Origin of the sequence: Novosphingobium sp. PhB55 (assembly GCF_004368805.1) — a bacterium.
Lineage (GTDB): Bacteria > Pseudomonadota > Alphaproteobacteria > Sphingomonadales > Sphingomonadaceae > Novosphingobium.
Genome location: NZ_SODQ01000005.1, coordinates 37,126 through 61,473, shown reverse-complemented (window position 1 = coordinate 61,473; position 24,348 = coordinate 37,126). Strand labels below are relative to the sequence as shown.

The following is a 24,348-nucleotide window of genomic DNA, read 5'->3' as shown; positions in this document are numbered from 1 at the left end:
AATAGGCGCCTGCCGATGCCCCGGTCCCGCTTCGGGACGTGCGGCGATAGCTCCGCAATGACCCTTTTCTCCTTTGATATTCACGGCTTGCCGGGCGATGATCGCTGCGGACCGGACGGACTTGCACGAAGCATCCGGAAAAGTGCGAATGTGACGATTGCGTGACGGTGATGGTTCGCCTAGAGGCGCTCGGTCGCGTCAATGAGAAGAAGGAGTCTCGCCATGCGCCAGATTGCCGTTCTTCCCTATCGCGCCACCGGGCCTTCGGTTGATGCGCCGATTCAGATTCTTCTGATTACCTCGCGCCAGACGCGCCGCTGGGTCATTCCCAAGGGCGGGCTGATGAAAGGCCTCCCTCCGCACGCGGCGGCTGCCGTGGAAGCAGAGGAAGAAGCCGGCGTTCGCGGCGCGGCGTGCCCCATTCCGCTCGGCTCCTATCGCTATCGCAAGCGGCGCGCCTCGGGCGCATCGGTGTGGGCGGATGTTGATGTATTTCCCTTTGCAGTCACCGAGGAACTTGACTCCTGGGACGAACAGCATCAGCGCGAACGCCGCTGGTTCTCGATGGCGGAGGCCGCTAAGGCGGTCGACGAAGAGGACCTGCGCGCGCTGATCCGTTCGTTCGGCGCGCGCGAGTTTCGCGCCGCGGCCAGTCCCGCCCGCCTCATCGGCGCGGTGGCTGACCGGATGGCGGACAAGACAGGGATCAATACCATGTTTGCCTGGTTCCAGAAGTTGCTGCCGCAGCAGGGCGACTTCTTTGAGTTGTTCGAGCGGCAGGCCGCCACGCTTGTGGCCGGTGCCGACGCTCTCGCCCGCCTGGCGCAGGGCGGGGCCGGCCGCGCCCAGCACATCCGCGAAGTGGGTGAGCGCGAGCACGATGCCGACGAAATCACCCGCGAAGTGCTCCAGACGGTGCGCCGCACGTTCCTGACCCCGTTCGACCGCTCGTCGATCACCAGCCTCATCACCACGATGGACGATGCCATCGACGAGATGCAGCAGGTGGCGAACGCCGTGAACCTCTATGAGGTCGCGGAGTTCGAACCGGAGATGATCGACATGGCGGCGATCATCGTCGACGCCGCGCGTCTGACGGCAGAGATCATGCCGCTCCTGCGCAAGATCGCGGACAACGGCAATCGCCTGCATGAGTTGACCGAGCGCCTGGTGCGCATGGAAGGCCATGCCGACGAGATCCACGCGGCCGGCCTGAAGCGCGTTTTCAAGGCCGATACCGGCCCCAATGGCGAAAAGGGAGATGCGCTGCACTTCATCGTGCGGCAGGAAATGTTCCGGCGCCTCGAACGCGTGGTCGACCGCTTCGAGGACATCGCGAACGAGATCGACGGTCTCGTGATCGACCACGCCTGACCGGCGGCCTTTCACCATGGATCATACGCTCGCACTGCCGCTGTTGATCGGCCTCGTCGCGCTCGCGCTGGCGTTCGACTTCCTCAACGGCCTTCACGATGCCGCCAACGCCATCGCCACCGTGGTGGCGACGCGCCTGCTTTCGCCAGTCGTCGCCGTGCTGTTCGCCGCATTCGGCAACTTCGCGGCTTACTGGATCATGGGCCTTCATGTCGCCGAGACGGTGGGCAAGGGCATCATCGACAAGGACGCCGTGACGCCCGCCGTGGTGTTCGGAGCGCTGGTAGGCGCGATGTTCTGGAACGTGCTGACCTGGATCAAGGGCATCCCTTCCTCGTCCAGCCACGCGCTGATCGGCGGCCTGCTGGGCGCCGGTGTGGCGGCGGCGGGGCCGGGGGTCATCGAATCCGAAGGTACGGTGAAGACGGTGATCGCCATCGTCGCCTCGCCCGTGCTCGGTTTCCTCATTGCCATGGCGATGATGCTGCTGACCTCCTGGCTGTTCAAGGGCACCACGCCGCGCGCGTCCAACGGGATCTTCAAGACCCTGCACTTGTTCTCCTCGGCCGCCTATTCGATCAGCCACGGCGGTAACGACGCCCAGAAGACGATGGGCATCATCGCCGTCCTGCTCTATTCGACCGGGCATCTGGAGGGCGGTTTCCACGTTCCCGATTGGGTTGTGATCAGCTGCTACGCGGCCATTTCCATCGGCACGCTCTCGGGCGGCTGGAAGATCATCAAGACGATGGGGTCCAAGCTGACCAAGCTCAACCACCACTCGGGCTTCTGCGCCTCGACCGCGGGCTCGATCGTGGTCTTCGGGGCGAGCGCGATGGGCATTCCGGTCTCGACCACCCATGCCATCACCGGCGCCGTCGTCGGCACCGGCGCCGCGCGCAGGGCCAGTGCCGTGCGGTGGTCGGTCGCGAGCCGCGTGATCGTGGCCTGGTTCGTGACGATCCCGGCCAGCGCGATCGTCGGCGCCCTGTTCTTCGAACTGACGCGGCTTTTCTGACCGGGCAGGAGCGGTCCTGGGGGATGACCCCCAGGCGCGCGGAACGGCGATGCTGCTTGGCGCCCGGCGCCGTGGGCCTCTTCCGGGGCTGCCGACATGTCCTGCGGTGCAAGGCGCGAGACTGAGGTATTGGCGGCGCAGGAGGTCGGCGATCTCCGGCCGTGATCCTCGCTCTCCTGCGACATCTTGCGACGCCGTTCATCCTCGACTTTGCCAGTCTGAACCGATAGGCCCGATGATCGACCTACGGGGAACTGCGCAGTGAAGCTTATTATCGGCAACAAGAACTACTCGAGCTGGTCGCTGCGCGGCTGGCTGGCCTGCAAGCAGTCGGGCCTGGCCTTCGAGGAGATCACGGTGCCGCTGTTCGGAGACGACTGGGAGGCCAAGCGCAGCTCCGACGATCTCGCGCCCAGTCACGGCAAAGTGCCGATCCTGTGGGACGGCGAAGCCGTGGTCTGGGACAGCCTGGCCATCATCGAATATCTTGCCGACAAGGTCGGCCGCGACCGGTTCTGGCCCAAGGACGATGCCGCGCGCGCCATGGCCCGTTCGATGGTGGCAGAAATGCACTCCAGCTACATGCCGCTGCGCCGGGCCTGCCCGATGAATATCCGCAGCCGGGTTCAGGGCGTCTCGCTGGGCGACGACGTGCGCGCCGACGTGGTGCGCATACTCACGCTCTGGGCCGAGGCGCGTGCGCGGTTCGGCAAGGGCGGTCCCTTCCTGTTCGGCACGTTCGGTGCGGCCGACATCATCTATGCGCCGGTCGTCAGCCGGTTCCTCACGTATGGCATCGGCGTGCCCGGCTTCGCGCAGGCCTATATGCAGGCGGTGTGGGAGCACGAATGGATGCAGCAGTGGATCAACGCTGCCGAGGCCGAGGACTGGGTGATCGAACAGTACGAGAACCCGGTCGAATAGCCGATCAGCGGCCGATCAGCGGGGGCGAGCCGTGCGATACGGCCTGCCGTCCCGGTGATGATAGCCCTCGGCGTCGAACGTCATGTCGATGTCCGGATAGGCGCCGGAACCGTCCGGGTTGCCGGCGCTGATGGCCACGAACACGCAGTCCGCGTCGCTCTCGTTGATGAGGTGATGACCGTTGCGGACGCCTTTGGGCCAGGCGCAGATCTCGCCCGCGCGGACCGGGGTGCGGCCGCCGTCCTCCACCAGCACCGCTTCGCCGGTGATCATGACCAGAAGCTCGTCCTCGTCTTCGTGCCAATGGCGCTGGCTCGACCAGGCGCCGGGCTTGAGCACGACATGGCTGGCGCCCATCTCGCTGAGTCCGCCGGCCGGAGCGAGCCGCCGCCACCATCGTCCTTCAACCGCCGCATCGAACGGTTCCGGATATCCGGTACGATTGGACGCGGCGATGGTCTCGACATCGATCTTGGGCATGGCGATCACTCCCCGAAACGGCCGTTCCGCTATGGTCTTGGGCGCGGTCCTGTGCAATGGCCCGCGGCATGACCGAAGCCGTTGAGACCCCCGCGAGTGTCCTGGCACTCACCGAAGCCCTGCTTGCCTGCCCCAGTGTGACGCCCGCCACCGGCGCGGTGTTCGATTGCCTGGAGGGCCAGTTGGCGCCGCTCGGCTTCCACGTCCACCGTTTCCTGGCGGGAGAAGCGCCGGACGGTCCGGTCGAAAATCTCTTCGCGATCCGCAAGGGCCCCGAGGGCTCGCGCCACTTCGCTTATGCCGGGCACCTCGATGTGGTGCCCCCGGGCGAGGGCTGGAGCAGCGCGCCTTTCGCGCCCGAAGTGCGCGGCGAACTGCTCTACGGCCGCGGCGCGGTGGACATGAAGGGGTCGATCGCCGCGATGGTCGCGGCGGCCGCGCAGATCCCGGCGGATGCGGGCACGATCAGCTTCATCATCACCGGTGACGAGGAAGGCCCCGCGCGCTTCGGTACCCTGGCGCTGATCGATCATATGCGCGCGGTGGGCGAAATCCCCGACCTATGCCTCGTCGGCGAGCCGACTTCGGTACACCGTCTCGGCGACATGATGAAGATCGGCCGCCGCGGTTCGGTGAACATCTGGCTGGAGGTCGAGGGTGTGCAGGGCCACGTCGCCTATCCGCACCTGGCCGACAATCCGATTCCCAGGCTGGTCGCCATGCTGGCCGAACTCGATGCCCTCGTGCTCGACGAAGGCACCGACTGGTTCCAGGCCAGCAACCTGGAGGTGACCGACCTCACCGTGGGCAACGTCGCCACCAACGTGATCCCGGCCCGGGCCTCGGCGCGTATCTCGATCCGGTTCAACGATCTCCACACCGGCGAGAGCCTCTCGGCCCGCGTGGCCGAGATTGCGGAGCGCCACGGCGGCACCGCGCGCCCGGTGATCTCCGGCGAGGCCTTCCTCACCGAGCCCGGCGCCTTTTCCGCCATGCTCGCCGAAGCGATCCGCGCCGAGACCGGGGTGGAGCCCGAGCTTTCGACCAGCGGCGGCACCTCCGACGCGCGGTTCCTCAAGGACCTATCCCCGGTGATCGAGTTCGGCCTCTCGAACGCGACGATGCACAAGCGCGACGAGGCCGTGGCGATCCCCGATCTCGAAGTGCTGGTCCGCATCTTCCGCCGCGTGACCGAAGCGGCGCTGGCGAAGGGCTGAACGCCGGCTCCTGCGGGAGCGGCCCGGTGGCTGGAACTGACGGTAAGTCCGGCCGGCGACGTTGACCGCACGGGTCACGCTGTTAGTCTTGCCAGCAATTTTGTTGCGAGGTGGGAATGGGCAGGCGCCTGACGCTTTATATCTTGGTCGGCATGGTGCTCGGCATTCTCGTGGGCTGGGCGCTTCATGCCACCCTGGCTGCCGACGATCCACGCCTGGTGCAGTGGTCGGACTACTTCCGGCTGCTGCCGGACGTCTTCCTCAAGCTCATCAAGATGATCATCGCGCCGCTGGTCTTCGCCACGATCGTCACCGGCATCTCGGGCATGGGCGACAGTGCGGCACTGGGCCGCATCGGCGGCAAGGCGCTGGGCTGGTTCATCTCGGCCAGCCTGATCTCACTGGGCCTCGGCCTGGTGCTGGTCAACCTGTTCAAGCCGGGCGTTGGCGCCGGGCTGGATACCGGGGCCGACCTCGGCAAGCTGGACGTGGGCGAACTGACGCTGCGCCACTTCATCCTGGAGATCTTCCCGAGCAGCGCCGTCGACGCGATGGCCGAAAACAATATCCTGCAGATCCTGGTCTTCTCGCTCTTCGTCGGCGTGGGCCTCACGGCCATCGGCGAGCGCGGGGCCATCATCGTCAAGGTGAGCGAAGCGCTGTCCGAGCTGATGCTGCAAGTGACGGACTACGTGATGCGCTTCGCGCCTTTCGCGGTGTTCGGCGCGCTGGCCAGCGTGATCGCCACGCGCGGTCTTGGCATCATCGTCACCTACGGCGTGCTGGTCAGCGAATTCTACTTCGCGATGCTGCTGCTGTGGCTGCTGCTGTTCCTGGTCGGCGGGATCTTCCTGCGCGGGCGGATCGTCACGCTGTTCCGCTATATCCGCGAACCGCTGCTGCTTTCGTTCTCCACCGCCTCTTCCGAAGCCAGCCTGCCCAAGCTGTTCGAGCAGCTCGACCGCTTCGGCGTGCCGCGCCGCATCTCGGGCTTCATCCTGCCGCTGGGCTACAGCTTCAACCTCGACGGCTCGATGATCTACATGAGCTTCGCCTCGATCTTCATCGCGCAGGCTTACGGCATCCATGTGCCGATCGGGACGCAGATCCTGATGCTGCTGACGCTGATGGTCAGCTCCAAGGGCATTGCCGGCGTCCCACGCGCCAGCCTGGTGGTGATCGCGGCCACGCTCACGCAGTTCGGCCTGCCGGTGGAAGGCATCGCGCTGCTGCTGGGGATCGACACTTTCCTCGACATGGGCCGCTCGGCCACCAACGTGGTGGGCAATGCCGTGGCGACGGCGGTTATCACTCGCAGCGAAGGCATGCTGCAGCCCCTGGTCGATCCTGAAGAGGAAATGCCCAGGGCGCCGACGCATTCGTCGTCCGAAGGGCGCCGGGGCCTGAATATCGACCCCGAGCAGTACGAAGGCTGACGGCGCGCGGAGGGACGCGGTTTGCGTCCCCCGCACGTCGCCGCTCTACTGCGCCAGCTTCACCGGGGTGAAGGGTGCCAGTCCGCACCCGGCTCCGCGCTGGAATCCGCCCCCCACGCGGTTGAGCGGATAGACGATGTCATTCCGGCAGAGCTGCGAGAGCGAGGTCGCATACGTAAAGCTGTCGGCCGATTTCAGCCCCGAACAGCGGTTCGGCAGCGTCACCCGCCAGACGCGGTTGCCGGCGCCGCCGATGAAATCGATGGTCCAGTCGTCGCGGATGCGGGTGTTGGAGAACTGCGCGAGCGACAGGCAGTCCTGCGCAGGGCCGATCGCCTCGGCCGCGGGACTGACCGGCGGCGGCGGTTTGGCCGGTTGCTGCGAGCAGGCGGCGAGGGCCAGGGGCGCGGCGGCGAAAGCGAGGGCAGGGGCAAAGCCAATGCGACGGCGGAGCATGTACGTCCTCCCGATCAGGCAGCCTTGCGAGCGGCTCCCTTTTGCAGAACCTTGTCCTTGTAGTCGCACAAGTCAACGACCGGGCAGCGCCAGCACTCCGGCGTGCGCGCCTTGCAGATGTAGCGGCCGTGCAGGATCATCCAGTGGTGCGATCCCACGCGGAACGGCTGCGGCACGCGCTTCTCCAGCTGCTTTTCCACCGCCAGCGGCGTCTTGCCCTTGGCAATGCCGGTGCGGTTGCCGACGCGGAAGATATGCGTGTCCACCGCGAAGGTCTCCGCCCCGAATGCGCAGTTCATCACGACATTGGCGGTCTTGCGGCCGACACCGGGCAGTTCGACCAGCGCGTCGCGGTCGTCCGGCACTTCGCCGTCATAGCGCGCGACCAGAATCTCGGAGAGGGCGATGACGTTTTTGGCCTTGGAATTGAACAGGCCGATCGTCTTGATGTGCTGTTTGAGGCCTTCCTCGCCCAGCTCGACCATCTGCGCGGGCGTCTTCACCTCGCGGAACAGCGCGCGGGTGGCCTTGTTGACGCCCACGTCGGTGGACTGCGCCGAAAGCACCACGGCGACCAGCAGCTGATAATTGTTGCCGAATTCCAGCTCCGTCTCGGGCGAGGGGTTCAACTCGGCGAGACGGCGGAAGAACTCGAAGATCTCGGCCTTGTTCAAAGGTCCAGAACCTCGGGCATGGTGTAGCGGCCGGCGGGCTTGTCCTTCAGCCACTGCGCGGCCTTCACCGCGCCCTTGGCGAAGATCGTGCGGTTTTCGGCCATATGCGAGAACGAAAGCCGCTCGCTGTCGCCCAGGAAGTGCACGGTGTGATCGCCTGCCACGGTGCCGCCGCGCAGCGCCGCGAAACCGATGGTCCCGGCTTCGCGCTTGCCGGTGATGCCGTCTCTTGCGCGCACGGCGGTTTCGGCCAGGCCGACCTCGCGGCCCTTGGCGGCGGCTTCGCCCAGCAGCAGGGCGGTGCCGGAGGGGGCGTCCACTTTCATGCGGTGGTGAGTTTCGACGATCTCGATATCCCAGTCCTCACCCAGCTTGCTGGCGGCTTCGCGCACGAGATGGGCAAGCAGCGTGACGCCGAGCGAGGTGTTGCCGGTCTGAAGCACGGGAATGTGCTGCGCGGCCGAATCGATCAGCCAGTGATGGCGTTCCTCCAGCCCGGTGGTGCCCACGACGATGGGAATGCCCGCATCCACCGCCGCATCGAGGTTGGCTTCGAGTGCGACGGGGGTGGAGAAGTCGATCAGCACGTCCGAATGGGCCGACAGTGCGCCGAGGTCTCCGTCGCGGCCGATACCGCCGGAAAGGTTCTCGCCGGCAGCCTCGATGGCCTGTGCGATCGCCTGTCCCATGCGCCCTGCGCTGCCGATAATTCCGATTCGTGCCACTTGCCGTCTCCGTTGAAGGCTGGTCTCATGGCGGGGATGAAGGACATCCGCAACATCGTCATCCTCACCGGCGCGGGCGTGAGCGCCGAAAGCGGCATCGATACCTTTCGAGACGGCGGAGGGCTGTGGGAGCAGCACCGCGTCGAGGACGTGGCGACGCCCGAGGCTTTCGCGCGCGATCCCGATCTGGTGCTGCGCTTCTACGACATGCGGCGAGAGGCGATCCAGACCAAGGAACCCAATGCCGCCCATCTCGCGCTGGCGCGCCTCGATCGCGAATGGGAGGGCGAATTGCTGATCGTCACGCAGAATGTGGACGACCTGCACGAGCGGGCCGGCGCAAAACGCGTGCTCCACATGCATGGCGAGCATCTCAACGCCTGGTGCACGGCCTGCGACGTGCGCTCACCTTGGACCGGCCCGCTGCTCGATCGCCCCGCCTGTCCCGAATGCGGCGCCGCGGAACTGCGGCCCGACATCGTCTGGTTCGGAGAAATGCCCTACCGCATGGACGAGATCTTCGAGGCTCTGGAGCAGGCGGACCTGTTCGTCTCGATCGGCACGTCCGGCGCGGTCTATCCCGCAGCCGGTTTCGTGCGCAATGCGCGCGAATTCGGGGCGGAGACGCTGGAGCTGAACCTCGAACCTTCGCAGGGGACCGCTTGGTTCGATGCGGCGCGCCATGGGCCGGCCACCGCACTGGTCAGCGCCTGGGTAGATGAAGTGCTCGGCCTATGACGATGCACAAGGGAAGCTGTCATTGCGGCGCGGTCACGCTGGAACTGGCGGATCAGCCGCACGAGGTTTGCGATTGCAACTGTTCGGTCTGCCATCGGCTGGGGGCGCTATGGTCCTATCACAGCCCCGCGAAAGTGCGGATCGAGGGTCCGCTGGCGGGCTACCAGACCGGCGATAAAGTGCTCACCTTCTGGCACTGCCCGCACTGCGGCTGCACCACGCACTGGAGCCCGGTCGATCCCGCGCAGGACCGGATGGGCGTGAACATGCGCCTGTTCGACCCCGCACTGCTCGCGCAGCTATCGGTCTACACTTACGACGGCAGATCGGCCTGAACGGGCGCTGCGGTCCCGCAGGCGCGGCAGCCGGGATCCTTGGCGATCCTGAGCGGCCGTAGCGAGGGCGCCATGCCGTCGATCAGGTGAAGCGTGCCGTATTGCGGAACACCCAGCGCGGCCTTGCCTTCCAGCAGGACGCGCATGGCATGCATGGCCGCAAACGTGCCGACCATGCCGACCATGGCCCCCAGCACACCGTCCGCCGCACAAGTGTCGCAGTCCTGCGCATCGAAGGCATCGCCCACGAAACAGCGGTAGCAGGGCTGCTCCGGCAGGTGCCCGGCGAAATTGGCGACCTGGCCCTGGAATCGGCCAACCGCCCCGCTGGTGAGGGGAATGCCGAGTTTCACACAGGAATCTGACACCAGCAGCCGAGTCGCGAAGTTGTCACACCCGTCCAGTACCACGCTCGCGCCGGAGAGAATCTCTGCCGCGTTGTCACCCCCGAGACGCGTTACGGTCGGCAGGACCTCAAGGCCAAGATCAAAGCGCCGCACCCATTCGGCCGCCGCTTCCGCCTTGGGCTTGCCGATATCAGATGGCGTATAAATCGTCTGACGTTGCAGATTGCTGACGTCCACCGTGTCGTCATCGATCAGTGTCAGCCGTCCTATGCCGGCTGCGGCGAGATATTGAAGGGCAGGACTGCCTATCCCGCCGCAGCCGACAAGCACCACATGCGCCTCGGCCAGGCCGACCTGGCCGGCGCCGCCCACTTCGGGCAGCACGATGTGGCGCGCAAAGCGCTGGAGGCGTTCGGGGGAAAGGCTCATTCGCGGCCTGCTTCGCCGCCGGTCGCGCCGCCCGGCACTCCATCGGGCTCGGCCGGGATCGGCAGGGGTTCCGGCCGTTCCTTGCGGAAACCATGCATGCCGAACCACCACTGGGTAACGATCACCGCGCCTTTGGCGGGCTGGAGCATGCCGATCATCATCGCCACCGCCAGGGGAATCAGGATCGCGAACATGGCCGCGGGGCCAAGGTGGAAGTCCTTGGACAGGGTGATGATCAGCGGTGCCATCAGGTGGCCGGTGACGATCATGGCGATATAGGCCGGAAAATCGTCCGCCCGCTGCGGCGTCAGATCCAGCATGCAGACCGGGCAGCGTTCCAGCGGCTTCAGCCATTTGCGGAACAGGCGGCCTTCGCCGCAGCGCGGGCAGCGGCAACGCACACCGCGCAGGGCGGCTTGCGAATAGGCTGCGGGAAGGGCGGGGTTCATGGCCGGGGCCTACAGCATCGGGGCCGGGTGGGGCAAGGCGGGCCAGCCTGTGTGAAAAACCTAGCCGGGCCGGCCGTGACCCGGCTTTCGCGCAGCGGCTATTCGTCCTTGGAGATCTGCACCCGGTTGCGCCCGCCGTTCTTGGCGGCATAGAGCGCGCCGTCGGCATTGCGCGTCGCCTGGTCGAGATGGGCGAAATTGCGGATCGGGGCGAGCCCGCAGGAGAAAGTCACCGGCCACTCATCCCCGCGCAAGGTGGGGTCGAGCGCGATGCTGGCGCGCAGGCGCTCCATCACCACGCGCGCTTCTTCCAGCAGGGTATCCGGGAAGAGAATCGCGAATTCCTCGCCGCCCCAGCGTGCCACCACGTCCGACCGCCGCACGCCGTGTTCCAGCCGCAGCGCCACTTCGCGCAGCAGTGCGTCGCCGGTGGCATGGCCGAAGCGGTCGTTGATCGCCTTGAAGCGGTCGATATCGACCATCGCGAAGACCGAATTGCAATCGGCCGCGAGGATCCGCCGCGCCGAATCGAGGAAGCCGCGGCGATTGCGCAGGCCGGTCAGTTCGTCGCGTTCGGAAGCCTCGATCAGGCGCTCGATCCGTGCCGCCGATTCGTTGGCGGCCACGGCCACCCCGTGGAGCAGGCGGCCGACGAGGTCCTGGTTGCCCACGGGAACCATGCCCACGCGCTCCCCGGCCTGGATCGACCGGAGCATCTCCGTGGCGGTGGTGATCGGGCTGAGCAGCGCATGGATCGCCGCGAGGCCGAACAGGGTACCCAGCAGGGTGGCGGCCAGCAAAATCAGCAGGATCCCCGGCTGCCACTGCCCGGTAGCGGCCTGATAGGCGACGCAGGCCAGCAGCGGAACGTGCACCGCCCCGAAGCAGACGAGGAGGATGCGCCATTCGTAGCGCCGGGGGAACAGGAAAGTCGTGGCCTGATAGAAGCGCATGGGGAGCCTCTTCCGTCGGGCGAAGGCCGCCCGGGTCGCATGGAGACTACATCACTACGCTTATTCAGTGGTTAAATTTTTGCATCCCAGCCGGATAGAGCAGGTTGCGGGCCGAGGACGACAAGTCGGCGGTGCGGTAAGCCAAGACCGGCAGGCCCTTGTCCTCGTGGTTTTACTGTCTTCGTGGTTTTACTTGTCGCTCGTCATCGCCGGGGACGTCCGGGTGAGGCAGCGCCTGTGCGTCTTGCAGCGGCGGCCTGTGAACAAGCCCGCGGAAAAGCTTGCGGACAAGCTGGTGAGGCGCCGGGGGATAAGCCCCCGGCCACCTCTCATGCTTCGGACCGGATCAGGATTCGAGCTGGCGCAGCAGCGAGCGGACGTCGCCGTCCATGTCGGCATCGCGCGTGCGCAGCTCTTCGATCAGGCGCACGGCGTGAATCACGGTGGAGTGATCCCGCCCGCCGAACTTGCGGCCGATCTCCGGATAGGAGCGCGGCGTCAGCACCTTGGCGAGGTACATGGCCACCTGGCGCGGACGCACGACGGCGCGGGCGCGGCGCTTGGAACTCATCTCGGTCCGGTCGATCCGGTAGAACTGGCAGACCGTGCGCTGGATCTCGTCGATCGTGATGCGGCGGCGGTTGGCCGAGAGGATATCGGTGAGCTGTTCCTCGGCAAGCTGGAGCGAGACGGCCTGCCCGGTGAGCTGGGCATAGGCGATCAGCTTGTTCAGGCCGCCGACCAGTTCGCGCACGTTGCGATTGATGGTGCGGGCCAGGAACTCGATCACATCGGCCGGCACGTCGACCGAGGCGAAGCGGCCAAGGCGGTTTTCGAGAATCGAGCGGCGCAGTTCGATGTCGGCCGGCTGGATGTCGGCGACAAGGCCCATCGACAGGCGCGACAACAGGCGCGGTTCGACACCGTCGAGCGCCTGGGGTGCGCGGTCGGCGGCGAAGACCAGCCGCTTGCCTTCCTGGAGCAGGGCATCGATCGTGTAGAGCAGTTCTTCCTGCGCCGAAGCCTTGCCGATGATGAACTGGATGTCGTCCACCAGCAGCAGGTCGAAACCGCGCAGGCGCGACTTGAACTCGATCATCTGGTTCTGGCGCAGGGCCTGGACGAATTCGACCATGAAGCGCTCGGCCGAGCAGTAGAAGATTCGCGCGTGCGGGTGGTTCGCCAGATAGGCGTGGCCGATCGCGTGCAGCAGGTGGGTCTTGCCCTGTCCCGTCGCGCCCTTGAGGTAGAGCGGCGAGAACTGCGGCGTCTCGGTGGCGGACATGCGCTGGGCGGCATTGCAGGCCAGCACGTTGCTCTGGCCGGTTACGAACGAGGTGAAGGTCTGCGAGGCGTCGATGCCGACCGGGCCCTGGCCGAGCGCGGCAAATGCCTCGCCCTGGAGGACGGCCGCGATCGAATCCGCGGAACCCTGGGCCGAATCGTTGGCCGGCGCGCTGTTCGGGCGGCCGCCGCTGCCGAGGCGCAGCTCGGGCAGCTGCCGGCGACCGGGGTGCACCAGGATGCGGACGTGGCGGACGTCGGGACGGGCGATCTTCCAAGCCAGCGACAGGCGATCGGCAAAGCGATCCGCCACCCAATTGGCCGAGAACTCGGTGGGCAGGTACAGGTCGAGCGTACCGGTTTCCTTGCAGTAGTTGCCCGGCTGGATCGGCTTGATCCACTGGCTATGCGCCTGATGGCCGAGATCCTTGCGCAGGCCCTGGCTGATGTCAGCCCAGTCTGCCGCCAGATTCACGGCTTCCTGATCCTCTTCCATCGCCACTCGTACCGCCTTCGATTTCTTAATCACGCCGTTTGCGCCCTGACTTGCCGGAGACCGACCCGCTGTTGAACCTGACACTGGACCAACTCCCCTCTGTTGGCAGCTACCCCGAATGTGGCCCAGCGGGCCGCGAAAATTGAATGCCATGCGTGGAACCGGTGCCCACGGGAGGTGAATCCCGATGTGAGCCCCCGTACGGAGCCGGAAAACGCGGACAAAACGACCCTCGACTGCAGGAGTGCCTGCAGCAGGAGTCTCGTCGCTGTCGATGTTCCCCAGCCGGTTTCCGCTCCGGCCTGTGGACTTCTTTTAGGAACGGGTTTGGCCGCCGTGCAAGACAGCACTCCCCAAATAAAAAAAAATATGGCGGTTGACTCGCCTTCAGTGCCCAATTTCCGTCATGATCTAAATTATCTCATAAAAACAGATAGTTAGTGACGCGTTGCGATTCTCTTGCATGCGAATCGCAACGTTTCCGCGCCTTTCGCCCGCAAGGCGTGCAGCACCCTGTCAGGGTCCCGAAATGGGGCGCCCATGGCGTCGCTCCAGGCGTTCCTGTTACGTACTCACCGAAGCGGCAAGTCTTGCCGGGCAGGGGGCGAATCGCTCCCGCGAATCCCTTCTGTGACATCCGCACGACTCACGCGGGCGATTCTGGGCCAGCAGATCGGGCCGGCAGATCGGGGGCAGCAGAGTGAGAGCAGCAGAGTGGGTCGGCAGGCCGGCCATGAACTGGCCGGAGGGCGTCCGGGAGGCCTATGACGCTTGCTTTAAGCGCGGGCCGTGCTGGGCGCCCAAACGGGCGCGGCCCGCGCGGCTGCCTGAAATCTCGTCCGGCGGGACGGGAGTTCAGATAGCTGCGCGGGCCGGTGCCGCACGGTGGGCGCGCCTCAGGGGCGCGCCTGCCGGGTATGATCAGCCGAGCGAGGCGACGCGCTTGGTGAGACGCGACATCTTGCGCGAAGCCGTGTTCTTGTGAAGCACGCCGCGAGCCACGCCGCGAGCCAGTTCAGGCTGGGCTTCCTTGAGAGCAGCCGTCGCGGCGCCCTTGTCACCACCGGCGATCGCCGTCTCGACCTTCTTCAGGAAGGTGCGGATGCGGCTGATGCGGTTCGTATTGATCTCCGCGCGGCGCTCGTTACGGCGGATGCGCTTGCGGGCTTGCGGCGTATTGGCCATCGAATTTCCTCTGTCTGGCCCCCCCACAGCGGTGATGGCGGCCCAATTGCCTGATCGAATCTCTAGGCGAGCGGACTCGCCGGAAAGCGCGCCCCTTAACGGTGAAGCGCCGTTCCGTCAACCCGTGAGAGGCGCTGAAAACGGCCCGTTTCCGGGTTTCCGGGCGCGGAAAGGCGCTGTTTGAGCCATGCGGGCCCCGTCTATCTCTGGCAGCGGGCGCACCAGAACGTGCTGCGCCCGCCCTGGGCGAATCGCTGGACCGGGGCGCCGCAGGTACAGTCCTGCCCTTCGCGCCCGTATACCTGCCATGCGGCGGCGAAATATCCCAGTTCGCCGTTGGGCTGCGCGTAGTCGCGGATCGTCGAGCCTCCCGCCGCGATCGATTCTGCCAGGACCTCCCGGATCGCCGGCACCAGCTTGCGCAAGGCAGGCAGGGTGACGAGCCCGGCCTGCTTGTCGGGCCGGATACCGGCCCGGAACAGCGCCTCGCATACGTAGATATTGCCTAGGCCCGCTACGATCGACTGGTCGAGCAGCATCTGCTTGATCGGCGCAATGCGGCCGGCAAAGGCCGTCTTGAGGTGCGCGGCGGTCAGGTCTTCGCCCAGCGGCTCGGGGCCGAGCGCCGCGAAAGGACCCCAGGAATCGAGCGCCGGGGTGGCCACGAGGTCGACCGAGCCGAACCGCCGCGCATCGTTGAGCGCCAGGACATGGCCGGACCCGGTTTCCATGACGAGGTGGTCATGCTTCTCGGCCGCTTCGGGTTCGATGCGCCAGCGGCCGGACATGCCGAGGTGGAAGACCATCGTCTGTTCGCGGTCGGTATGGATGAGGCCGTACTTCGCGCGGCGGCCGAGACCGGTGACCGTGGCGCCGGTGAGCACTTGCACCAGATCGGGCGGAAAAGGACGGCGCAAATCGGCGCGGTTGAGCGTGATGCGGGCGATCCGCTCGCCCTCCAGGTAGCGGGCGAGGCCGCGAACGGTGGTTTCTACTTCGGGAAGTTCTGGCATCGTGGAAGGGAGATAGGGGATGGGGGGAGGAAGAAAAGGGGAAGACCTGCAGGTAAGCACGGTGCCTGCATTTTCCCTTTTCTTCCGTCCGCTTCCGAAGCAAGCCAAGCGCATGGAAAACAACAGGTCTCACACGCGCGCGTTCCTTATGCTGGGGCTGGTCATGCTGTTCTGGGCAGGCAACTCGATCGTGGGACGGGGGGTGCGGGCGGATGTCCCGCCTTTTACCCTGGCCTTCGGGCGCTGGATGATCGCGGTGCTGATCCTGCTCCCCTTCGCGGCGCGCCAGCTCTGGAAAGAGCGGGCCGAGGCGCTGGCCGCCTGGCGCTGGGTGCTGGCGCTCGGCTTCTTCGGGGTCGTGTGCTTCAACGGCTTTATCTACAAGGGGCTGCATTTCACCACGGCCGCCAATGCCCTGCTGCTGCAGGCGGCGATCCCGGCGGCGGTCATGCTGCTGGACTTCGCGATCTTCAGGGGGCGTCCGGGGCGGATGCATGTGCTGGGAGTGGTCGTCTCCACGGTCGGGGTCGCGGCCATCGTGTTCCGGGGCGATCCGGCGGCACTGGTGCAGCTGCGTTTCGGACCCGGGGACGGGCTGATCTTTTGCGCGGTAGCGGCCTGGTCGCTCTACACCGTGTTCCTGCGCAAGCGCCCGGCGATATCGGCCCCGAGCTTCCTGCTGCTGACGTTCACGATCGGCGCCTGCGCAATGGCGCCGCTGGCGGCGATGGAAACCATGCAGGGGCAGGTCGTGGCCTGGAGCCCGAAAGTCCTGGCCGCCTATGCCTATATCGGCGTGTTCCCATCGGTGATCGCGTACTTCATCTACAACCGCGCCACGCATGAGCTGGGCGCGGCGCGGGCGGGGCAGGCGATCACGCTGATGCCGCTGTTCGGCGCATTGCTCTCGGCCCTGCTCCTTGGCGAGGCGCTGCATCGCTATCATGTGGCGGGCATGGCCCTGATCCTGGGCGGCATCGTTCTGTCGGCTGTCGCCGCGCGTAACGCGGCCATCAAGACCGACCCGGTGCGCAAGAGGGCAATGGGCACCGATTAGGGGCGCCACGAGGCGCAGCCGGCAGACACCCCGCGCAACCCGGCCCCCTCGGCAAAATAACCAAATCACCGGGTGGCGCAGGCGCGGCCGGACGGCTAGAGGACTGCGCCATGAGCGAAACGGTTTCCTTCGGCTACGAAGAGGTCAGCCCCGACGAGAAGGAAGGGCGCGTCGGCGCCGTCTTCTCCAGCGTCGCACGCAAGTACGACGTGATGAACGATGCCATGTCCGTGGGCATGCACCGGCTCTGGAAGGACAAGTTCGTGCGCCGCGTGAAGCCGCGCGAGGGCGAACAGATTCTCGACATGGCCGGCGGCACGGGCGACATCGCCTTCCGCATGGCGGCGCAGGGCGCCTCGATCACCGTGTCGGACATCAACCAGGACATGCTGGACGTCGGCATCGAGCGCGCGATGGAGCAGGGCATAGATGGCCTGGTCTGGTCGCGCCAGAACGCCGAGGTGCTGTCTTTCGGGGACCGGTTCTTCGATGCCTACACGATCGCTTTCGGCATTCGCAACGTCACGCATATCGACAAGGCGCTGGCCGAGGCGCACCGCGTGCTCAAGTTCGGCGGACGTTTCTTCTGCCTCGAATTCTCGACCACCGAATGGCCCGGCTTCAAGGAAGTCTACGATGCCTATTCGCACCACCTGGTGCCGAAGATCGGGCAGGCGATCGCCGGTGACGCCGAATCGTACCGCTACCTGATCGAATCGATCCGCCGCTTCCCGCCGATGCCGGAATTCGAACGGATGATCCGCGCGGCTGGGTTCAAGCATACCAAGGTCGAGCCGATCATGGGCGGCCTCGTCGCGATCCACTCGGGCTGGAAAGTGTAACCGGACAAGTGACGGGTTCCACGACGCACGTCCTGCGCCTCCTCAAGTGGGGGCGCGTCCTCGCACGCCATGGCGCGCTGCGCGGGATCGAGAACGATCGCAATGCCCCGGCCCAGGTCAAGCGCCTCTCCCGGATCGCCCGCTTCGGCACCCGCCAGCCCGCCGAGCCGGACTATGCCGGCGCCTTCCAGGAAATCGGCCCGGCCGCGATCAAGCTCGGTCAGGCGCTGGCGACGCGGCCCGATCTCGTGGGCGAGGGGCCTGCGCGCAATCTGCTGACCCTGCAGGACAGCCTGCCGCCGGTGGCTTTCTCCGAGATCCGCCAGGTGATCGAGAGCAGCTTCGGCCGCCCGCTGGAGCAGGTCTTCGCCTCGATCGAGGAAGACCCGGTCGGCGCCGCTTCGATCGCCCAGGTGCACCGGGCGATCACGCCTGACGGCCGCACCGTGGCGGTGAAAGTGCTGCGCCCCGGCATTCGCGAGCAGTTCGCCCGCGACGTCGAGACGTATGAATGGGCCGCCGCCCATCTCGAGGCGCTGGGCGGGGAAGCCTCGCGCCTGCGTCCGCGCGCGGTCGTCGCCAACCTCAAGCGCTGGACCCTGCGCGAGCTGGACCTGCGGCGGGAAGCCGCCTCGGCATCGGAACTCTCCGATGCGATGAAGGGCATCCACGGCTACCGCGTGCCGCACATCGACTGGGACCGCACCAATGGGCAGGTCCTGACGATCGAGTGGATCGGTGCCACCAAGATGAGCGACCTCGCCGGTCTGCGCGCGGCCGGGCACGATCTGCCCCGGCTGGCGCACAAGCTGGTGATCACGTTCCTCACCCAGGCGATCTCCAGCGGCTTTTTCCATGCCGACATGCACCAGGGCAACCTGTTCGTGGAGGAAGACGGCACTATCGTCGCCATCGACTTCGGCATCATGGGCCGCATCAACCGGCAGGCCCGGCTCTGGCTGGCGGAGATCCTCTACGGCCTCACCACCGGCAACTATCGCCGCGTGGCCGAAATCCATTTCGAGGCGCAATACGTCCCGAGCTACCACACCGTCGAAGAGTTCGCGACGGCGCTGCGCGCGGTGGGCGAGCCCATGCGCGGCAAGCCGGTCTCCGAACTGTCGGTCGGCCAGATGCTCGACGGGCTTTTTGCGATCACGCGCGATTTCGACATGGCGGTGCAGCCGCACTTGCTGCTGCTCCAGAAGACCATGGTCATGGTCGAAGGCCTGGCCACCGCGCTCGATCCCGACATCAACATGTGGGACGTTTCGGCGCCCTTCGTGAAGAGCTGGCTGCGCGACGAACTCGGCCCCGAGGCGGTCATTGCCGACCGCCTGCGCGAGGATCTCGGCACGCTGCTGCGCCTGCCGGCGCTGGTGCGGCGGATCGAGGAGAAATTCCCGCCCAAGGGCGGCGCGCCCGAACAGGCGCCGCTGCCCGATGTCGACCTCATCTGGGAGCGCCGCAGCAAGCACAAGCCCGAGGGCAACCCCTGGCTGGGCCGCGGCCTTGCAGCGGTGCTGGGCGGTGCGGCGGCCTGGGGGCTGACATATTGGGCGCTGATGGGATGATGCGCCGTTTTTGAGGCCGGCATTCCCAAACTGATTGCGCCCTCCGGCGCGGTGTTGCACAAGCCCCGAGCATGAGTGGACCACGCATTCTCCTGGTCGTGGGCGGCGGTATCGCCGCTTACAAGTCCTGCGAACTCGTCCGGCAGATCCGCAAGGAAGGCGGCGAAGTCACTTGCGTCCTGACCGAGGGCGGAGCGCACTTCGTCACGCCCATGGCGCTTGCGGCCTTGTCCGAAAAACCGGTCTACACCACGCTCTGGGACCTCAAAAACGAAGCCGAGATGGGGCATATCCAGCTCAGCCGGGAGGCGGACCTCGTCGTGGTCTGCCCGGCGACGGCGGATCTTCTGGCCAAGATGGCGTCGGGCATTGCCGACGATCTCGCCACGACCATGCTGCTGGCGACGGACAAGCCGGTCATGGCGGTCCCGGCGATGAACGTGCGCATGTGGCAGCACGCCGCCACCACGCGCAACGTCCAGGTGCTGCGCGATGCCGGGGTGGACGTGATGGAGCCTGACGAAGGCACCATGGCCTGCGGCGAATACGGCCCCGGCCGGCTGCCCGATCCGCTGGCGATCTGGCAGCGCATCGCCTGGGCGCTCGGCCTCGGCCCGGTGGAAGTCGCGCCGCTACCGGGGGGCGATCCTTTCAGCTGGCAGCCGCAGTTCGCGACGCCTGAGCCCGAGCATTCGGAACCCGACGATATCGGCCTGGGCGGCCTTTCCGGCGGCCTGATCGCGCGCGGGCGGCAGAAGGGCAAGCAGGCCATCACCTTTGGCGGCGGCGGAGGCGACGGCCGGGACGCAGGCCTTGCCGCCAGCCATGAGGATCTCGGTTTCACGCCGGAAGAAGCCGCCCTGGCGGCCCGCAAGGGCGAGGCGCGCGCCGCGCCCGCCACCGATCCCGAAGCGCTGCATCTGGCGCAGGCGCCTTTCGAGGGGCCGCTTTCCGGGCGCCACGTCCTGGTCACTGCCGGGCCGACCTGGGAGCCGATCGACCCCGTGCGCTACATCGCCAACCGTTCCTCGGGCAAGCAGGGCTTCGCGATCGCCGCCGCCGCTGCCGAGGCGGGCGCGCGGGTCACCCTGGTGGCGGGCCCGGTCCACTTGCCCACGCCGCCCGGTGTCGACCGCGTGGATGTGGAAAGCGCCTTGCAGATGGCCGAGGCGGTGAAGCGCTCCATGCCGGCCGACATCGCCGTCATGGTCGCGGCCGTGGCCGACTGGCGCGTCGCCCATACGGCCGACCAGAAACTCAAGAAGCGCGGCTCTGCGCCGCCGGCCCTCTTGCTCACCGAAAATCCCGACATCCTGGCCACGCTCGCGACCAGCCCCGAACGGCCACCGCTGGTGATCGGCTTCGCGGCGGAGACGCAGGACGTCATTCGCTACGCCACCGAAAAACGCAAACGCAAGGGTGCCGACTGGATCATCGCCAACGACGTGTCGGGCGATGTCATGGGCGGCGATGTGAATGCGGTCCACATCGTGCGCGCGGACGATGTGATCAGTCTTCCGGAAATGCCCAAGGAGGACGTCGCGCGCGCCCTCGTCGAAAGGTTCGCAGATGCACTCCCCCGCTGACGTCCCCGTTCCCGTCAAGATCCTGCCTCACGGCGAAGGGCTGGACTTGCCCGCTTACGCCACGAACGGCGCGGCGGGCATGGACGTGGTCTCTGCGGAAGACGTGACGCTGGCACCGGGCGGCCGCCACGCCGTTGCCACCGGACTGGCCATGGCGATTCCGCCGGGCTTCGAGATCCAGGTCCGTCCGCGTTCGGGCCTGGCGCTCAAGCACGGGATCTCGGTACCGAATTCGCCGGGCACGATCGATTCGGACTATCGCGGCGAACTCAAGGTCATCCTGATCAACCACGGCGCGCAGGCTTTCGAGATCCGCCGCGGCGACCGTGTGGCGCAGCTCGTGCTGGCGCCGGTGACGCGCGCCGCCTGGCTGACGGTGGATGAGCTGGAATCCACCGAGCGCGGTGAAGGCGGGTTCGGTTCGACCGGCGGGGTCGTCGCCCTGGGAAGCTGAGGGACGTCCCGGGGGTTATCCCCCGGACCCTCGATATTTCAGCTTTCTTGCGCGTTTGCTGCGGCGTACCGGTCGGTCCCTGGAGGACGCGATGGGCGCGCCGGCACCTGACTTTGGCCGTTTTGAAGGGGCGGGGGGCAATGCTCCCTGTTTTCCGTCAATCCTTGCGATCGAGTCGCGCGCGCTTGTCGCGGCGGCGCTTCAGCGAATACCAGCCCACTCCGCCGATCCCGGCGATCGCCGCGAGCCCTTTGGCAAGCGTTGAAAAGGCTGCGGAAAGGGCGCCCACGGTCACGCCCCAGAAGAGCTGCGACATGATGGCCATGAAGGTGTTCATTAGGCGGCGAGCATTCCCGTGCGGTTGGCGGCGGTCAACCGGAGCGGCTGCGATACGGGCCGGACCGGCAAAAAGAAAGGACGGGCCCGCATATTTCAGCGGACCCGCCCCTCGGTGCCTCCCTCTTCGCAGGGGGAGCCAATCAGCTCATTTTAAAGATCACTTCTTTTCCGGCGCGACGGTAATGCGCACGGTCTCGCCCGAGTTCCCGGGGAAATTCGTGAACATCGATTCGACGAGGTTCGGAATGAGGTACTGCAGGTGGTTCGAAGCCGAAACGGCCTCGGCCTTGCCTTCGAACAGGCGCTGGTTGTCGGCCGCACGGTCGATCTTCAGTGTGATGCCGCTGGTGTAGACGGTGTAGGAATCCACGCCGCCATCGAAGAACGGATCGTACCAGCCATAGCGCCACGGGCCGCCCCAGCCCCAGCCGCCGCCCCAGCCGCGACCGTAGTAGCCACGGCCGCCCCAGCCGCCGCCATACCACGGGCCCCAGTAGCCGCCGCCCATTGCGGGCGTCGAACGGACGCGCTCACGGCCGGTGTCGACGCCGTAGTCGAAGCGGGCGATCAGGGTTGCCTTCGAAGGATCGTCCACGGTGGCATAGCCCACCTTCTGCAGGCGATCGCTGACCAGACGGGCGTACGTTGCGAATTCGAGGCCGCCCGCAAGCTTGGGATCGTCTGCCACGACGGCGACGGTCTGGCCGGACGGTGCCGGAAGCTGCGACTGGAAACGCGAAACGTCGGCCTTGAAGGGCGTTGCGCAGGCGGCGAGGGCCATCAGCATGAAAGCCGCGGCTGCTAGCCTCAGCTTTCCGAGATGGGTTCCGGGATGTTCTGTCATCGGTTTCACTCCACGAACCTGCCAGGTCCGAAACGCCCTTCCCAAGCGCGGCCTGTGATTCCTTGCGACTCTGCCTTAATATCAATGCCCTGAATAGCGGTTGAATGGAGGCTAACCGGCGATAAGCCGTTTGATGTGGCCTTTGTCCATTCAGCCGTGAGTCACGGCCTGAGATCAGGGTAATCATGTAGGAAGCGCCGGCGATGTTGAACAGTTCCCCCGAGACGAATTCCATCGCGATTCTCTCCGTGCAATGCGGGAAAGTCAGCCCTTTTCGCGGCGCGGACGAACCCAGCGCCATCGGCAAGCTGGCGGTGGAGGGAGCGGTTCGCGTCCGTCGGCTGGGACTGGAGGGCGACGAGCAGGCGGATCTTGCGGTCCACGGCGGGCCGGACAAGGCGATCCACCACTATCCGCACGATCACTATGCCTTCTGGCGCGACTCGATCGGCGCCCATCCGCTTCTCTCGGCCTATGGCGCTTTCGGCGAGAACATCGCCACCGAGGGCCTGACCGAGGACATGATCTGCGTGGGCGATCGCTGGCGGCTGGGGACGGCCCTGGTCGAGGTGTCGCAGGGGCGGCAGCCCTGCTGGAAGCTCGATCACCGCTTCGACGGCTCGGCCGTCAACGCCGGCGTGGTGAAGTCGCGCCGGTCGGGCTGGTACTACCGGGTTCTGGAGGAAGGCGAAGTCGCCGCCGGGGACCGCATGGTGCTGGCCGAGCGGCCTTGGCCCGCATGGAGCGTCCGCCGGGTCTTCGGCCTGCTGATCGCCGGCGAGCACAAGAAGGACCGCGAGGGGCTGGACGCGCTGGGCGAGGTCGGCGCACTCGCGGCGACGTGGATGCGGCGCCGGGCGAAGCTCCTGGGACTGGATTCCTGAGCGAAGCGTCGTCCCGGACCGGATCCGGGACGACGCCATGCTGTCCTCAGCGCACCAGGCCGAGCGCCTCGTAGGCCTTGTCCAGCGTCGGCACGGCGAGCGCGCGGGCCTTTTCCGAACCCTTGCGCAAGATGGCGTCGAGCGCGCCGCGGTCGCTGCGCAGTTCGACGAAGCGGGCGTTGATCGGTGCCAGCTTTTCCACCAGCAGCTCGCCCAGCGCCGGCTTGAATTTGCCGAAGCCCTCGCCGCCGAAGTCGGACAGGACCGCCTCCATCGTGGTGCCGGCCATCACCGCATAGATGCCCACGAGGTTGCGCGCCTCGGCGCGGCCTTCGAGGCCTTCCTTTTCGGAAGGCAGCGGCTCGGGGTCGGTCTTGGCCTTCTTGACCTTCTGCATGATCGTGTCGGCATCGTCGGTCAGGTTGATGCGCGCCATGTCCGAGGGGTCTGACTTGCTCATCTTCGACGAACCATCGCGCAGCGACATGATGCGGGCGGCCTCGGGCGGAATGATCGGCGCGGGCAGGGTGAAGACGGGGACGTCTTCCCCGTTTTCGTCCTTGGGCGCGAAGTCGTTGTTGAACTTCTGCGCGATGTCGCGGGCGAGTTCGAGGTGCTGCTTCTGGTCCTCGCCCACGGGGACGTGAGTGGCCTGGTAGAGCAGCACGTCGGCGGCCTGGAGCACCGGATAAGTGAACAGCGCCACCGAGGCGCCTTCGCGGTTCTTGCCCGCCTTGTCCTTCCACTGGGTCATGCGGTTCAGCCAGCCCATGCGCGCGGTGCCGTTGAGCAGCCATTGCAGTTCGGCATGCTGGGGAACCTGGGTCTGGTTGAACAGGATCGAGCGGTCGGGATCGACGCCGCAGGCGACCAGGGCCGCGACCATCTCGCGCGTGTTGGCGGAGAGAGTGGCCGGGTCGTGCGGCATGGAAATCGCGTGGAGATCGGCCAGGAAGTAGAGGCTGTCACCGCCCTGCGCGGCGACTTCGTCCTGCATCGAGACCCAATTGCGGATCGCACCGAGATAGTTGCCGAGATGCAGGTTGCCGGTGGGCTGGATGCCGGAGACGATACGCATGGACGCGTCCTTCGCGAGTTGTGAGTGGTCGGGGATCTAAAGGTGCGCCCGGGAGGGCGCCGATGCAGGCGGTGTCGGCGCGGCAGGCGCGCCCCGGTTCAGCGCGTCTTGCGCGCAGCGCCCCGCCATCGCCACGAGAGGCGACGGGATTCGGCAG

The 24,348-nt window shown here is 66.5% G+C and carries 26 protein-coding genes; 13 read left to right on the top strand and 13 right to left on the bottom strand.

The features are described from left to right. Positions 1 to 222: 222 nt before the first annotated feature. From EDF57_RS12940 to EDF57_RS12930, 3 genes are all read left to right on the top strand, one after another. On the top strand, positions 223 to 1,374 hold the full coding sequence (locus tag EDF57_RS12940) for a DUF47 family protein (RefSeq protein ID WP_132264867.1): 1,152 nt from the start codon (positions 223 to 225) through the stop codon (positions 1,372 to 1,374). Between the two features lie 16 nt (positions 1,375 to 1,390). Further along, positions 1,391 to 2,392: an inorganic phosphate transporter gene (locus tag EDF57_RS12935; protein WP_132264869.1), complete on the top strand. Its 1,002-nt coding sequence runs from the start codon at positions 1,391 to 1,393 to the stop codon at positions 2,390 to 2,392. A 261-nt stretch (positions 2,393 to 2,653) separates the two neighbouring features. Further along, positions 2,654 to 3,316 (top strand): glutathione S-transferase family protein, encoded by a 663-nt coding sequence (locus EDF57_RS12930; RefSeq protein WP_132264871.1) that lies wholly within the window; start codon positions 2,654 to 2,656, stop codon positions 3,314 to 3,316. 15 nt (positions 3,317 to 3,331) lie between these two features. On the opposite strand, the gene EDF57_RS12925 is transcribed toward EDF57_RS12930, so the two are convergent. Next, the gene (locus tag EDF57_RS12925) at positions 3,332 to 3,796 is read right to left on the bottom strand and encodes a cupin domain-containing protein (protein ID WP_134094616.1); all 465 of its coding nucleotides are present in this window, start codon (positions 3,794 to 3,796) and stop codon (positions 3,332 to 3,334) included. 68 nt (positions 3,797 to 3,864) lie between these two features. Between EDF57_RS12925 and dapE the strand changes: the two genes are divergently transcribed. Together dapE and EDF57_RS12915 are read left to right on the top strand one after the other, a co-directional pair. Beyond that, positions 3,865 to 5,013 carry a succinyl-diaminopimelate desuccinylase gene (gene dapE, locus EDF57_RS12920; protein ID WP_132264874.1) on the top strand — a complete coding sequence of 383 codons (1,149 nt, stop codon included), beginning with the start codon at positions 3,865 to 3,867 and terminating at the stop codon, positions 5,011 to 5,013. 116 nt (positions 5,014 to 5,129) lie between these two features. Continuing rightward, positions 5,130 to 6,449, top strand: coding sequence for a dicarboxylate/amino acid:cation symporter (locus EDF57_RS12915; RefSeq protein ID WP_134094615.1), 1,320 nt, complete (start codon positions 5,130 to 5,132; stop codon positions 6,447 to 6,449). Positions 6,450 to 6,494: 45 nt separating this feature from the next. On the opposite strand, the gene EDF57_RS12910 is transcribed toward EDF57_RS12915, so the two are convergent. From EDF57_RS12910 to dapB, 3 genes are read right to left on the bottom strand one after another with little or no spacing between them, the layout of a single operon-like run. Beyond that, positions 6,495 to 6,905: a hypothetical protein gene (locus EDF57_RS12910; RefSeq protein ID WP_134094614.1), complete on the bottom strand. Its 411-nt coding sequence runs from the start codon at positions 6,903 to 6,905 to the stop codon at positions 6,495 to 6,497. A 14-nt stretch (positions 6,906 to 6,919) separates the two neighbouring features. Further along, positions 6,920 to 7,579: an endonuclease III gene (gene nth, locus EDF57_RS12905; RefSeq protein ID WP_134094613.1), complete on the bottom strand. Its 660-nt coding sequence runs from the start codon at positions 7,577 to 7,579 to the stop codon at positions 6,920 to 6,922. Further along, positions 7,576 to 8,304, bottom strand: coding sequence for a 4-hydroxy-tetrahydrodipicolinate reductase (gene dapB, locus EDF57_RS12900; RefSeq protein WP_132264881.1), 729 nt, complete (start codon positions 8,302 to 8,304; stop codon positions 7,576 to 7,578). Before dapB ends, nth begins: the two co-directional genes overlap by 4 nt. A 36-nt stretch (positions 8,305 to 8,340) precedes the next feature. On the opposite strand from dapB, the gene EDF57_RS12895 reads away from it, so the two are divergent. After that, positions 8,341 to 9,042 carry an NAD-dependent deacylase gene (locus tag EDF57_RS12895; RefSeq protein ID WP_134094877.1) on the top strand — a complete coding sequence of 234 codons (702 nt, stop codon included), beginning with the start codon at positions 8,341 to 8,343 and terminating at the stop codon, positions 9,040 to 9,042. After that, entirely contained in the window at positions 9,039 to 9,377 is a 339-nt protein-coding gene (locus EDF57_RS12890; protein ID WP_208324868.1) for a GFA family protein, read from the top strand. The genes EDF57_RS12895 and EDF57_RS12890 overlap by 4 nt, the downstream gene beginning before the upstream one ends. Here EDF57_RS12890 and EDF57_RS12885 read toward each other — a convergent pair. The 6 genes from EDF57_RS12885 to mutM form a co-directional block, all read right to left on the bottom strand. Further along, positions 9,356 to 10,153: a HesA/MoeB/ThiF family protein gene (locus EDF57_RS12885; protein ID WP_134094612.1), complete on the bottom strand. Its 798-nt coding sequence runs from the start codon at positions 10,151 to 10,153 to the stop codon at positions 9,356 to 9,358. The genes EDF57_RS12890 and EDF57_RS12885 overlap by 22 nt on opposite strands. Further along, positions 10,150 to 10,602: a DUF983 domain-containing protein gene (locus EDF57_RS12880; RefSeq protein WP_134094611.1), complete on the bottom strand. Its 453-nt coding sequence runs from the start codon at positions 10,600 to 10,602 to the stop codon at positions 10,150 to 10,152. The genes EDF57_RS12885 and EDF57_RS12880 overlap by 4 nt, the downstream gene beginning before the upstream one ends. Positions 10,603 to 10,700: 98 nt before the next feature. Beyond that, positions 10,701 to 11,555: a GGDEF domain-containing protein gene (locus EDF57_RS12875; protein WP_134094610.1), complete on the bottom strand. Its 855-nt coding sequence runs from the start codon at positions 11,553 to 11,555 to the stop codon at positions 10,701 to 10,703. A 346-nt stretch (positions 11,556 to 11,901) separates the two neighbouring features. Continuing rightward, on the bottom strand, positions 11,902 to 13,335 hold the full coding sequence (gene dnaA / locus EDF57_RS12870) for a chromosomal replication initiator protein DnaA (protein WP_132265344.1): 1,434 nt from the start codon (positions 13,333 to 13,335) through the stop codon (positions 11,902 to 11,904). Between the two features lie 921 nt (positions 13,336 to 14,256). Further along, a complete protein-coding gene (gene rpsT, locus EDF57_RS12865) occupies positions 14,257 to 14,520 on the bottom strand; it encodes a 30S ribosomal protein S20 (protein ID WP_132264889.1) in 264 nt (87 codons plus the stop codon). Between the two features lie 200 nt (positions 14,521 to 14,720). Next, a complete protein-coding gene (gene mutM / locus EDF57_RS12860) occupies positions 14,721 to 15,533 on the bottom strand; it encodes a bifunctional DNA-formamidopyrimidine glycosylase/DNA-(apurinic or apyrimidinic site) lyase (protein ID WP_134094609.1) in 813 nt (270 codons plus the stop codon). Between the two features lie 112 nt (positions 15,534 to 15,645). On the opposite strand from mutM, the gene EDF57_RS12855 reads away from it, so the two are divergent. The 5 genes from EDF57_RS12855 to dut all read left to right on the top strand — a co-directional run bounded on the left by EDF57_RS12855 (position 15,646) and on the right by dut (position 21,046). Continuing rightward, on the top strand, positions 15,646 to 16,590 hold the full coding sequence (locus EDF57_RS12855; RefSeq protein WP_134094608.1) for a DMT family transporter: 945 nt from the start codon (positions 15,646 to 15,648) through the stop codon (positions 16,588 to 16,590). 110 nt (positions 16,591 to 16,700) lie between these two features. Next, positions 16,701 to 17,432, top strand: coding sequence for a class I SAM-dependent methyltransferase (locus EDF57_RS12850; RefSeq protein WP_134094607.1), 732 nt, complete (start codon positions 16,701 to 16,703; stop codon positions 17,430 to 17,432). A gap of 8 nt (positions 17,433 to 17,440) precedes the next feature. Continuing rightward, positions 17,441 to 19,006 carry a 2-polyprenylphenol 6-hydroxylase gene (gene ubiB, locus EDF57_RS12845; RefSeq protein WP_134094606.1) on the top strand — a complete coding sequence of 522 codons (1,566 nt, stop codon included), beginning with the start codon at positions 17,441 to 17,443 and terminating at the stop codon, positions 19,004 to 19,006. 71 nt (positions 19,007 to 19,077) lie between these two features. Beyond that, complete coding sequence (locus EDF57_RS12840) at positions 19,078 to 20,592, top strand: bifunctional phosphopantothenoylcysteine decarboxylase/phosphopantothenate synthase (protein ID WP_134094605.1); 1,515 nt, start codon at positions 19,078 to 19,080, stop codon at positions 20,590 to 20,592. After that, positions 20,576 to 21,046 carry a dUTP diphosphatase gene (gene dut, locus EDF57_RS12835; protein WP_132264900.1) on the top strand — a complete coding sequence of 157 codons (471 nt, stop codon included), beginning with the start codon at positions 20,576 to 20,578 and terminating at the stop codon, positions 21,044 to 21,046. The genes EDF57_RS12840 and dut overlap by 17 nt, the downstream gene beginning before the upstream one ends. Before the next feature lie 157 nt (positions 21,047 to 21,203). On the opposite strand, the gene EDF57_RS12830 is transcribed toward dut, so the two are convergent. Next, entirely contained in the window at positions 21,204 to 21,383 is a 180-nt protein-coding gene (locus tag EDF57_RS12830; RefSeq protein ID WP_132264902.1) for a hypothetical protein, read from the bottom strand. 159 nt (positions 21,384 to 21,542) lie between these two features. Beyond that, the gene (locus tag EDF57_RS12825; protein WP_134094604.1) at positions 21,543 to 22,229 is read right to left on the bottom strand and encodes a DUF4136 domain-containing protein; all 687 of its coding nucleotides are present in this window, start codon (positions 22,227 to 22,229) and stop codon (positions 21,543 to 21,545) included. A 203-nt stretch (positions 22,230 to 22,432) separates the two neighbouring features. Here EDF57_RS12825 and EDF57_RS12820 point away from each other — a divergent pair, with 203 nt between their 5' ends. Then, positions 22,433 to 23,113 (top strand): MOSC domain-containing protein, encoded by a 681-nt coding sequence (locus tag EDF57_RS12820; protein ID WP_134094603.1) that lies wholly within the window; start codon positions 22,433 to 22,435, stop codon positions 23,111 to 23,113. 46 nt (positions 23,114 to 23,159) lie between these two features. Here the strand turns inward: EDF57_RS12820 and trpS are convergent, their stop codons facing one another. Beyond that, complete coding sequence (gene trpS, locus EDF57_RS12815; RefSeq protein ID WP_132264907.1) at positions 23,160 to 24,191, bottom strand: tryptophan--tRNA ligase; 1,032 nt, start codon at positions 24,189 to 24,191, stop codon at positions 23,160 to 23,162. Between the last annotated feature and the right edge of the window lie 157 nt (positions 24,192 to 24,348).

Excerpts from the sequence above, each read along its gene's own strand:
- EDF57_RS12940 (WP_132264867.1), top strand. The coding sequence starts at position 223 with ATGCGCCAGATTGCCGTTCTTCCCTATCGCGCCACCGGGCCTTCGGTT.
- EDF57_RS12935 (WP_132264869.1), top strand. The coding sequence starts at position 1,391 with ATGGATCATACGCTCGCACTGCCGCTGTTGATCGGCCTCGTCGCGCTC.
- EDF57_RS12925 (WP_134094616.1), bottom strand. The coding sequence starts at position 3,796 with ATGCCCAAGATCGATGTCGAGACCATCGCCGCGTCCAATCGTACCGGA.
- dapE (WP_132264874.1), top strand. The coding sequence starts at position 3,865 with ATGACCGAAGCCGTTGAGACCCCCGCGAGTGTCCTGGCACTCACCGAA.
- EDF57_RS12915 (WP_134094615.1), top strand. The coding sequence starts at position 5,130 with ATGGGCAGGCGCCTGACGCTTTATATCTTGGTCGGCATGGTGCTCGGC.
- EDF57_RS12910 (WP_134094614.1), bottom strand. The coding sequence starts at position 6,905 with ATGCTCCGCCGTCGCATTGGCTTTGCCCCTGCCCTCGCTTTCGCCGCC.
- EDF57_RS12895 (WP_134094877.1), top strand. The coding sequence starts at position 8,341 with ATGAAGGACATCCGCAACATCGTCATCCTCACCGGCGCGGGCGTGAGC.
- EDF57_RS12890 (WP_208324868.1), top strand. The coding sequence starts at position 9,039 with ATGACGATGCACAAGGGAAGCTGTCATTGCGGCGCGGTCACGCTGGAA.
- EDF57_RS12885 (WP_134094612.1), bottom strand. The coding sequence starts at position 10,153 with ATGAGCCTTTCCCCCGAACGCCTCCAGCGCTTTGCGCGCCACATCGTG.
- EDF57_RS12880 (WP_134094611.1), bottom strand. The coding sequence starts at position 10,602 with ATGAACCCCGCCCTTCCCGCAGCCTATTCGCAAGCCGCCCTGCGCGGT.
- EDF57_RS12875 (WP_134094610.1), bottom strand. The coding sequence starts at position 11,555 with ATGCGCTTCTATCAGGCCACGACTTTCCTGTTCCCCCGGCGCTACGAA.
- dnaA (WP_132265344.1), bottom strand. The coding sequence starts at position 13,335 with ATGGAAGAGGATCAGGAAGCCGTGAATCTGGCGGCAGACTGGGCTGAC.
- rpsT (WP_132264889.1), bottom strand. The coding sequence starts at position 14,520 with ATGGCCAATACGCCGCAAGCCCGCAAGCGCATCCGCCGTAACGAGCGC.
- mutM (WP_134094609.1), bottom strand. The coding sequence starts at position 15,533 with ATGCCAGAACTTCCCGAAGTAGAAACCACCGTTCGCGGCCTCGCCCGC.
- EDF57_RS12855 (WP_134094608.1), top strand. The coding sequence starts at position 15,646 with ATGGAAAACAACAGGTCTCACACGCGCGCGTTCCTTATGCTGGGGCTG.
- EDF57_RS12850 (WP_134094607.1), top strand. The coding sequence starts at position 16,701 with ATGAGCGAAACGGTTTCCTTCGGCTACGAAGAGGTCAGCCCCGACGAG.
- EDF57_RS12840 (WP_134094605.1), top strand. The coding sequence starts at position 19,078 with ATGAGTGGACCACGCATTCTCCTGGTCGTGGGCGGCGGTATCGCCGCT.
- dut (WP_132264900.1), top strand. The coding sequence starts at position 20,576 with ATGCACTCCCCCGCTGACGTCCCCGTTCCCGTCAAGATCCTGCCTCAC.
- EDF57_RS12830 (WP_132264902.1), bottom strand. The coding sequence starts at position 21,383 with ATGAACACCTTCATGGCCATCATGTCGCAGCTCTTCTGGGGCGTGACC.
- EDF57_RS12825 (WP_134094604.1), bottom strand. The coding sequence starts at position 22,229 with ATGACAGAACATCCCGGAACCCATCTCGGAAAGCTGAGGCTAGCAGCC.
- EDF57_RS12820 (WP_134094603.1), top strand. The coding sequence starts at position 22,433 with ATGTTGAACAGTTCCCCCGAGACGAATTCCATCGCGATTCTCTCCGTG.
- trpS (WP_132264907.1), bottom strand. The coding sequence starts at position 24,191 with ATGCGTATCGTCTCCGGCATCCAGCCCACCGGCAACCTGCATCTCGGC.